Source organism: Streptomyces sp. MnatMP-M17 (assembly GCF_900091995.1).
Lineage (GTDB): Bacteria > Actinomycetota > Actinomycetes > Streptomycetales > Streptomycetaceae > Streptomyces.
Map to the genome: position 1 here is coordinate 1 of NZ_FMDK01000381.1, position 9,050 is coordinate 9,050.

The following is a 9,050-nucleotide window of genomic DNA, read 5'->3' on the forward strand; positions in this document are numbered from 1 at the left end:
CGGCCACGGCTGCCGCCCGGGGCGCCGGGAGTGTCCGGGGCGGACGCGCCGACGTCCTGGTGGTCGGCCGTCAGGGCGGCGGCCTTCTTGGACTTGGAGCGGGCCCGCAGGAACTCGATCACGATCGGCAGCACCGAGATCAGCACGATGGCGATCAGGATCATCTCGATGTGCTTGTTGACGAACTCGATCTTGCCGAGCGCGGCCCCGAGCAGTGTGACACCCGCGCCCCAGAGCGTGCCGCCGATGATGTTGTAGGTGATGAACGAGCGGTAGTTCATCCGGCTCACACCGGCGATGATCGGAGTGAACGTACGCACGACGGGCACGAAGCGGGCCAGGACCAGCGACTTGGGACCGTACTTCTCGAAGAAGTCGTGCGCCTTCTCGACGTTCTCCTGCTTGAAGAGCCGGGAGTCCGGGCGCTTGAAGAGCGCCGGGCCGACCTTCCGGCCGAAGAGATAGCCGACCTGGTCACCGATGATCGCGGCGAGCACCACCAGGACACAGACGAGCCACAGCGGATAGTCGAGCGTGCCGGCCGTCACCAGCAGGCCGGTGGTGAAAAGGAGCGAGTCGCCCGGCAGGAAGAAACCGATGAGAAGGCCGGACTCGGCGAAGACGATGGTCAGAACACCGATGAGCCCGAAGGTCCCGATCAGATAGTCCGGGTCCAGCCAACTTGGTCCGAGCGCAATGGTGTTCACGGGTTCCGGACTCCTGTGTCGATAGTCGGTCGATCGTCAATTCGGCGTGGTCGGCCGCGCACAAGCTATCAACGCCTGCCCACACCTCCAGGTTCCACCCGGGCCCCTCGGCATGCCCCACGGATGCGCCAAGGCCGCATTTCGGGCATAAATAAGGAAACCGATCGCACTCATACCCCCACCGCCGCGCCGATACCCACCGCGCCGATGCCCCGAGGAGAACCGCCGATGCCACTCCACCGAGGCGCGGACGCGAAAGCCGGCGTCCCCGAGGCCGAGCGAGCCGAACTGCGGAGGCTCTCGCTCAATCCCTTCTACGGTGAGGCCGATCCGATCAGCGGAATGGCCGCGGCCCCACCCACCCACCGGCTGCCCGACGGACCGATCCCGCCCACCGTCGCGTATCAGCTCGTCCATGACGAGCTGATGCTCGACGGCAACTCCCGGCTCAATCTCGCCACCTTCGTCACCACCTGGATGGAGCCGCAGGCCGCCGCGCTGCTGTCGGAGTGCTGGGACAAGAACATGATCGACAAGGACGAGTACCCGCGGACGGCCGAGCTGGAGCGGCGGTGTGTGGAGATGCTCGCCGACCTCTGGAACGCGCCGGACCCGGCGGCGGCCGTCGGCTGCTCGACGACCGGGTCCAGCGAGGCCTGCATGCTCGCCGGAATGGCCCTCAAGCGCCGCTGGACCAAGCGCAACGCGGACCGCTATCCGGCGAGCGCCCGGCCCAATCTCGTCATGGGCATCAATGTCCAGGTCTGCTGGGACAAGTTCTGCGACTTCTGGGAGATCGAGCCGCGGACGGTACCCATGGAGGGCGACCGCTTCCATCTCGATCCGCAGGCCGCCGTCGATCTCTGCGACGAGAACACCATCGGCGTCGTGGCCGTGCTGGGCTCCACCTTCGACGGCTCGTACGAACCGGTCGCCGAGGTGTGCGCGGCGCTGGACGCCCTTCAGCAACGTACCGGCCTTGACATTCCGGTCCATGTCGACGGAGCGTCCGGCGGGATGGTCGCGCCCTTCCTCGACGAGGACCTGGTCTGGGACTTCCGGCTGCCGCGCGTCGCCTCCATCAACACCTCCGGGCACAAGTACGGGCTGGTCTACCCGGGCGTCGGCTGGGCGCTGTGGCGCTCGCCCGCCGATCTCCCCGAGGAGCTGGTCTTCCGCGTGAACTATCTCGGCGGCAACATGCCGACCTTCGCGCTGAACTTCTCCCGGCCGGGCGCCCAGGTGGTCGGGCAGTACTACACCTTTCTCAGGCTGGGCCGCGACGGCTACCGCGCCGTCCAGCAGACGGCCCGGGACATCGCCATGAAGCTGGCAGGACAGATCGAGGGACTGGGCGTCTTCCGGCTGCTCTCCCGAGGCGACGAACTGCCCGTGTTCGCCTTCACCACCGCTCCCGGTATCGAGAACTTCGATGTCTTCGACGTCTCGGCCCGGCTGCGCCAGCACGGCTGGCTCGTGCCCGCGTACACCTTCCCGGCCAACCGCGACGATCTCTGTGTCCTGCGGATCGTGTGCCGCAACGGCTTCTCCGCCGATCTGGCCGCGCTGCTCATGGCCGATCTGGAAGCGGTGCTGCCCGAACTGCGCCGCCAGGCGCATCCCTTGGAGCGGGACAAGGCCGCCGCGACGGCCTTCCACCACTGATCGCCCGGCCCCCGGTTCCGCTCCGGGGGCGGGGCTCAGGCCCTGCCCGGCCGGACAGGATCTAGTAATGATCTCCGTCATCGGGAATCCCCGTCGCGTACGGGTTCTCCTGGCCTTCGCCGAGCACTCCCACAAAAGGCTCGCCCTCGCCCGCGAAGGTGTACGCACCGCCCTCGACACGCCTGATCAGGCCTCGCGTCCACTCCGCGCCCGTGTCCGCCGAGTGCACCCACAGATTCATGATCTCGCCGATGTGCCCGAGCTGTTCCGGGCCTTCCTCGGGCACATAGTTCTCGGTCACCGCGGCCCGCCAGGCCTCGATGCCTGCCACCCGCTCCTTGAGCAGTTCCAGGACCTCCGCGCGCGGCAGGTCGACCATCGAGCCGAGTCCCGCCGACAGCACGTCCATCCGCTGGTCGTACGAGGTCAGCGACTCACGCAGCAGTCTGAAGTACTCCGCCCGGCCCGCGTCCGTGATCTCGTACTCGGTACGGGGCGGCCCGCCCGCCGTGCTCGGCGCGACCTCGTGCGCCAGCAGCAGGCCCTGCTTCGCCATCTGCTTCAGCGCGTGATAGATCGAGCCGGGCTTGGCGTTGGACCACTCGTGGGCGCCCCAGTACTCCAGGTCGTTGCGCACTTGATAGCCGTGGGCCCGCCCGTGCTGACGGACCGCGAAGAGTACGAGCAAACGGATCGCTGACATCCGTCCAGATTATGACCAGCCGCCCGGAGGCCGGCCGGGGCCCGTACGGCCGCCGGCCCCGCTCCCGCCGTCAGAGCGGGAACGTCGTACGGCCGTGCTGCACCGAGATCCACTTCTGCGTCGTGAACGCCTCGACCGTCGAGTCACCGTTCAGCCGGCCGAGTCCCGAGAACTTCTCGCCGCCGAACGCCACCAGCGGCTCGTCCTGCACGGTCGAGTCATTGACATGGATCATGCCGGTGACGATCCGCTTGGCGAACGCGACACCGCGCTCCACGTTCGAGGTGTGCACGGCTCCGCTCAGCCCGTACGGCGTGTTGTTGGCGAGCCGTACCGCCTCTTCCTCGCCGTCGAACGGAATCAGCAGCACCACGGGACCGTAGATCTCCTGCCGCATCAGCGGCGAGTCCTCCGCGAGCCCCGCCAGGACCGTCGGCTCCACGAGATTGCCGCGCGTACGGCCCCGTACGAGCGCCGTGGCGCCCTCCGCGAGCGCCTGCTCCACCAGCGCCGTCAGGGCGTCCGCCTGGAACGTGTTGATGACCGGGCCGATCTGGGTCTCGGGATCGCGCGGATCGCCGGTCCTGAGCGCGGTCACCTTCGCCACGAACTTCTCGGTGAACTCCCGCTCGACGCTCCGGTCCACCAGGATCCGGTTGGCGGCCATACCGACCTGTCCCTGGTAGATGAACCGGCTGGCAACCGCCGCGTCCACCGCGTAGTCGAGGCCCGCCTCGTCCAGATCGTCGAGGACGACCAGCGCGCTGTTGCCGCTCAGTTCGAGAATGGCCCGCTTGAAGTTGCCGCCCGCGACGGCGCCGACATGGCGGCCGACCCGGTCGGAGCCCGCGAAGGAGATCACCTTCGGCACGGGATGCTCGATCAGCGCGTCGCCGACCTCCGCGATATCCGTCACCAGGACATTGAGCAGTCCGGCCGGCAGCTCCGCGTCCTCGAAGAGCTTGGCTATGAGTCCGCCGCCGACGACGGGCGCGTTCTGGTTGGGCTTGATCACCACGGCGTTGCCGAGCGCCAGGGCCGGCGCCACGGACTTGATCGTCACCAGGAACGGATAGTTGAAGGGACTGATCACTCCGATGACGCCCACCGGCAGCCGGTAGACACGGTTCTCCCGGCCGTCGACCGGCGACGGCAGGATCCGGCCCTCCGGGCGCAGCGCGAGCTGGACGGCCTCGCGGAGGAACTCCTGGGCGGTGCGCACCTCGTACTCCGCCTTGACGCGTGTCCCGCCGAGCTCATCGATGATCGCCTCGATGATGTCGTCCTTGCGCTCCTCGACCAGTCTGAGCACCCGCTCGAAGACCAGCCTGCGCGTGTACGGATTCGTCTCGGCCCAGTCGCGCTGCGCGCGCTCGGCCGCGCGGTACGCCTCGTCGACCTCGGCCACCGTCGCGATCGTGATGGCCGCGAGCTTCTCCCCGTTGTACGGATTGAAGTCGATGATGTCCCACGAGCCGCTGCCGGTCCGCCACTCGCCGTCGATGTACTGGTGGGCCAGATCGGTGAAGTAGGACATGCGATCCCTTACTGCAGGTGCAAACTCCTGATGTGAGGTCATCGTACTGATGTCTCAGATCAGTTGGAGCAGTCCGCGGAGGACATCTCGGCTCTCCTCCGGTCCCGGGCTGTCCGCCTGTAGCCGGCCCATCACCCGTTCGTACTGGGCGACCTCCTCGCGCTTGTCCAGATACAGCGCACTGGTGAGCTGCTCCAGGAAGACGACGTCGGAGAGATCCGACTCGGGGAAACTCAGCATGGTGAACGCGCCGCTCTCGCCCGCGTGCCCGCCGAAACTGAACGGCATCACCTGGAGCGTGATGTTGGGCTGCTCCGAGATCTCGATCAGATGCTTCAACTGGCCCTGCATCACGGAGCGCTCGCCGTACGGGCGGCGCAGCGCGGCCTCGTCGAGAATGGCGTGGAAGCGTGGTGCCCGCTCGGAGACGAGGACCTTCTGCCGCTCCAGACGGAGCGCGACTCGGCGGTCCACCTCGCTGCGTGGCGCCTCCGGCTGGCCGCGGGTGACCACGGCGTGCGCGTACGCCTCGGTCTGGAGCAGACCGTGGACGAACTGCACCTCATAGATACGGATCAGTGAGGCGGCGCCTTCAAGACCGATATAGGTCTGGAACCAGCCGGGCAGCACATCACCGAAGCTGTGCCACCACCCCGCGACATTCGCCTCTCGGGCGAGGCCGAGAAGTGCGGCACGCTCGCCCTCGTCGGCGACTCCGTAGAGAGTCAGCAGGTCCTCGATGTCTCTGGCCTTGAAGCTCACCCGTCCCAACTCCATACGGCTGATCTTGGACTCGGAAGCGCGGATCGAGTAGCCGGCGGCTTCACGTGTGATGCCGCGCGTCTCGCGCAGCCGCCTCAGCTGTGAGCCAAGCAGGATGCGCCGCACCACGGAACCGCCCGATTCGGCTGCGGTCACGTCTCCAACCCTCCCCATCGCATGTGGTTCTTCACCGGAGCACCCCCGAACTCCAAGTGCCGGATTCTGCCATCAAAACGCTTCAGCCCGTACTCATTCGATTACGGAAATAAGAAGGCTTTGCGTAGCGAGCAAAACTGGTCACGGGGAGAAACATGCCAGAAACGGTACGGGATCGGTCAAGTCCGGCGCGTGCACGTGCATCTGCCCTTGCATCTGCCCTACGCATTCGGAACCATGGTCCTCGCGCACCTGCGCGCTCGTTCGTGATTGACGTGATGTGACGCTGGACCACCGCAGTATCGCTACGGCCGCGAATCCCGGGAGTGCCTCGCATGGGGATGAATGGATCGACCATGCTCGAGCCCTTAAGGCAGGGACTTCCCCCGATCGATCCCGCGGGGGCCGCCGGTTCGGCGTCGTGCGCCCTGCCCGCCCGCTACGAAGCGGTGCGCGGCGCACGGCAGTTCACCCGCGCCACCCTGAACAAGTGGGAGCTTGACGACCGTTTCGACGATGTCGCGGTGGTCGTCTCCGAACTCGTCACCAACGCGCTGCGTCACGCGCTGCCCGCCGACACCCCGCGGGAGCCGCACGATCCGCCCGTACGGCTGCATCTGATGCGGTGGACGTCGCGGCTCGTGTGCGCGGTACGTGATCCCAGCCACGCGGGGCCCACGACGCGCAAGACGGAGGAGGACGGCGCGGCGGAGTCCGGGCGCGGGCTGTTCCTGGTGGAGTCGTTCAGCGACACCTGGGGATGGCATCCGCTGGCGGGCTCGCTGCACGGCAAGGTGGTCTGGGCGCTGTTCCAGTTGCGGCGGGACTGACGCGCCGCGGTCGTGTACGGGCCGGCCCGCGGCCCGTACAGACCGGACCATCGAACCATGTAGGTCCAGACCAACCGGGACCGGACCAACCGGACCACCGTGCCGGGATCATCCCGTGGGACGCGGTGGCCGAATCACGACGTTGACGTCAGGACGTACAGACACGCCCGAGGAGCCCGGCTGCCGGGCGTGGTACGCGCAGGATCGTTCCTGCACGTACTCGACGCCCGGCCCGGCCGTCCGCCTCAGGCGTCCGCCGTCAGATGATCGAATTCCCCGTCCTTGACCCCCAGCAACAGGGCCTCGATTTCCGCGATCGTGTAAACGAGCGCGGGACCGTCGGGGAAGCGCGAGTTACGCACCGCCACCTCCCCGCCCGGCAGCTTGGCGAACTCCACACAAGATCCTTGGGAGTTGCTGTGCATGCTCTTCTGCCAGACGACTCCGTGAAGCTTTGTGGCCGTTATGCCGTTGTACACGTGGTGCACAGGTCGCTCCCCGAGTTGCAAGGTGCAGGTGTCAACTGTCTCGGATCATAGCTGTGTTTCATGTGCTGATGCATGAGCAAATGCACGTGCACGCGGGGTGTTCCTTTGATTACAGACACCGCACCGAGACGGCCGTCCGGAGCGAATCCCCCCGTGCTCTAGGGAGAGACGCGTTTCACGGCCATTCGGATCCCAATTCGCCGCTCCAGTCTCCACACAGGAGACCGGCACGACGCACCGGGGCCCCTCCTGACCTGCTCAGGAGGGCCCCCGGAGGGATCGGTGGCACACCGAGCGGTACGGCGGCAACGCCATTTCCCGGACGTTCTCGACCGCGCGTCCCAGGTGTTCTCGACCGCGCGCGTCGACACCCGCTGCTGCCGCGCGCTCACCCGTGTCACACGGCGGCTGCGAATCCTGCCGCGGTCCGAGATGAATTTCCGCAACAGATCTGTGTCCTTGTAGTCGATATAGGTGATACCCGCGCGCTCCAGTGGATTGGGCCGGGACGTTCAGCTGTCGCGGGTCCGGCCGCGCGCCCGGGCGCATGCCGGATATCTGCCGGGAGTGCGCAAGTCGTCCTGATAGCTTGGCGCGGTCCGGTAACCGACAAGGGGGACTTGAACGTGCAGAAGCTCCTGCGGACCAGTGTCGCCACGGCTGGCCTCGTCACCGCACTCGCACTCGCGCTCACGGGCTGCGGCGGTGACAGCGGCGGCGACTCCGGCAAGGACAAGGGCGGCGCCGACGCGCCGAGCGCGTCGGCCGACGGCTCGGGCTCCGGTCCGGACGCGGGCGCGAGTGCGAGTACCGGCTCCGGCGGGGACGGCGCGAGTGCCGTCGAGGGCAGCTGGGCCGGACTGACCGACGGCAAGGCCGTGGCGCTCTCCGTGAAGGCCGGCAAGGTCGCGCTCGTCGCCGACAGCCATGTCTGCCAGGGCTCGGTGGAGGACATGGGCGAGCCGATGCTCTCCCTCACCTGCGCCGACGGGAACACCGACCGCACGATGGGGTCGATCAAGTCCAACGACGGCAAGACGCTGGTGATCGCCTGGGACAAGGGCAAGAAGGACACACTGGCGAAGACCGAGACCGGAACACCGCCCGAGGGACTGCCGGAGGACCTGCCTACGGATCTGCCGGTGTCGTAGCCGTACGGTCAGCCTCGGTCGCCCGGACGGATGCGGGCGCGGGTGTCCGTGTCCGCCGCGCCGTCCGGCACGTGTGCCGCGTTCGCAGCCGAGGTGCCGTGGTGCCAGCCCTCGGCGTCCGTCGCTCCTCGGACCCGGGTCGCCACCGTCTCCGGGAACATCCGGTCCGTACGGTCGGCCACCGCCACGTCCCGTGCCGCGAGCACCGGCAGCAGCGCGCCGCCCTCCGTGTCCGCCGTCGCCTCTTGTGTCGTCCGCGCCGTCGCCTCGGCCAGGCGTTCGCCGACGCGGTGGGCGTACGCCATCAGGAACGACTGCCGGAACGTCTTCGTCCGCTTGCGTCCTCCCGCCCGCTGGGCGGCCTCCGCGCGCGTCATCGCCGCCGTTCCCTGCACCAGCAGAGAGGTGTGGAGCAGTTCGACGGCCGCCAGGTCGGGCTCGAAGCCGACGACCGTGGAGAAGCCGTACGCGCTGTTCCAGACGGCGCGGCAGCGGTTCGCCGAGGCGACGGCGTCGAGCAGGATCGCCTTCGCCGTCTCGTACGGCGCGTCCACGCCGATCCGGCAGGCGCCCGGCACATCGCCACGGTGGCTCCGGTCGGCGAGTACCGCCTCGTCGATGCTGTGCCGCGCCATCAGCTCCTGCGCCTTGGCGGTGAGCGCCTCCGCCTCCTGCGGATAGCCGGTCGCCTCGGCCTTGGCGAGCAGCGCCCGGATGCGCGTGAGCATGCGCGGCTCGCCCTCCACGGACGGGAGATGTACGGGCGTACCGGGCACCGGCCCCACCGGCTCGATCGCGGGCAGCCGGACGAGCAGCAGACAGAGCTCCAGGACGGCGGTGGCGTACGAGAAGCGGTCGGCCTTGTAGGGCCCCGGGCCAGACTCCTCCTCGACGTCGGCGAGCTGCGCCGCCCAGCGCGGCGCCAGCCGCTCGTACCGCCGCGCCTCCGCCGATATCAGCTCGGCGAGCAGCCGCAGATGCGGATCTTCGAGGTCGCGCCGTACGAGCCGTACGACATCGGCGGGCTGCCAGCCGCGCTCCCAGGCCAGCC

Annotated in this window: 10 protein-coding genes and 1 pseudogene; 4 read left to right on the plus strand and 7 right to left on the minus strand. The window is 68.1% G+C overall.

The genetic code is table 11. The features are described from left to right. A partial coding sequence (locus GA0115259_RS17690) for a DedA family protein (RefSeq protein ID WP_107469207.1) occupies positions 1–707 on the minus strand: 707 nt, incomplete at its 3' end. 228 nt (positions 708–935) lie between these two features. On the opposite strand from GA0115259_RS17690, the gene GA0115259_RS17695 reads away from it, so the two are divergent. Further along, positions 936–2,372 (plus strand): glutamate decarboxylase, encoded by a 1,437-nt coding sequence (locus tag GA0115259_RS17695; RefSeq protein ID WP_093597754.1) that lies wholly within the window; start codon positions 936–938, stop codon positions 2,370–2,372. Between the two features lie 61 nt (positions 2,373–2,433). Here GA0115259_RS17695 and GA0115259_RS17700 read toward each other — a convergent pair whose 3' ends face one another. From GA0115259_RS17700 to GA0115259_RS17710, 3 genes are all read right to left on the minus strand, one after another. Then, positions 2,434–3,075, minus strand: coding sequence for a PadR family transcriptional regulator (locus GA0115259_RS17700; RefSeq protein WP_093597757.1), 642 nt, complete (start codon positions 3,073–3,075; stop codon positions 2,434–2,436). Between the two features lie 70 nt (positions 3,076–3,145). Further along, on the minus strand, positions 3,146–4,612 hold the full coding sequence (locus GA0115259_RS17705; RefSeq protein WP_093597760.1) for an aldehyde dehydrogenase family protein: 1,467 nt from the start codon (positions 4,610–4,612) through the stop codon (positions 3,146–3,148). 54 nt (positions 4,613–4,666) lie between these two features. Beyond that, positions 4,667–5,530 (minus strand): helix-turn-helix domain-containing protein, encoded by an 864-nt coding sequence (locus GA0115259_RS17710; RefSeq protein WP_176732580.1) that lies wholly within the window; start codon positions 5,528–5,530, stop codon positions 4,667–4,669. A 335-nt stretch (positions 5,531–5,865) separates the two neighbouring features. On the opposite strand from GA0115259_RS17710, the gene GA0115259_RS17715 reads away from it, so the two are divergent. After that, positions 5,866–6,360 (plus strand): ATP-binding protein, encoded by a 495-nt coding sequence (locus GA0115259_RS17715; protein WP_066946573.1) that lies wholly within the window; start codon positions 5,866–5,868, stop codon positions 6,358–6,360. A 245-nt stretch (positions 6,361–6,605) separates the two neighbouring features. On the opposite strand, the gene GA0115259_RS17720 is transcribed toward GA0115259_RS17715, so the two are convergent. Further along, entirely contained in the window at positions 6,606–6,848 is a 243-nt protein-coding gene (locus GA0115259_RS17720; protein WP_079124992.1) for a DUF397 domain-containing protein, read from the minus strand. Between the two features lie 258 nt (positions 6,849–7,106). Next, a pseudogene (rpsR, locus tag GA0115259_RS17725) lies at positions 7,107–7,342 on the minus strand (30S ribosomal protein S18). Here rpsR and GA0115259_RS42825 point away from each other — a divergent pair. After that, positions 7,323–7,433: an uS14 family ribosomal protein gene (locus GA0115259_RS42825; protein ID WP_093597766.1), complete on the plus strand. Its 111-nt coding sequence runs from the start codon at positions 7,323–7,325 to the stop codon at positions 7,431–7,433. The pseudogene rpsR and the gene GA0115259_RS42825 overlap by 20 nt on opposite strands. Positions 7,434–7,474: 41 nt before the next feature. Then, entirely contained in the window at positions 7,475–7,999 is a 525-nt protein-coding gene (locus GA0115259_RS17735; protein ID WP_093597769.1) for a hypothetical protein, read from the plus strand. Between the two features lie 8 nt (positions 8,000–8,007). Here the strand turns inward: GA0115259_RS17735 and GA0115259_RS17740 are convergent. Then, the coding region (locus GA0115259_RS17740) for a DUF2786 domain-containing protein (protein ID WP_107469208.1) at positions 8,008–9,050 on the minus strand (1,043 nt) is incomplete at its 5' end.

Bases quoted from the DNA above. Each gene is read 5' to 3' on its own strand.
- GA0115259_RS17695 (WP_093597754.1), top strand. From the start codon at position 936: ATGCCACTCCACCGAGGCGCGGACGCGAAAGCCGGCGTCCCCGAGGCC.
- GA0115259_RS17700 (WP_093597757.1), bottom strand. From the start codon at position 3,075: ATGTCAGCGATCCGTTTGCTCGTACTCTTCGCGGTCCGTCAGCACGGG.
- GA0115259_RS17705 (WP_093597760.1), bottom strand. From the start codon at position 4,612: ATGTCCTACTTCACCGATCTGGCCCACCAGTACATCGACGGCGAGTGG.
- GA0115259_RS17715 (WP_066946573.1), top strand. From the start codon at position 5,866: ATGGGGATGAATGGATCGACCATGCTCGAGCCCTTAAGGCAGGGACTT.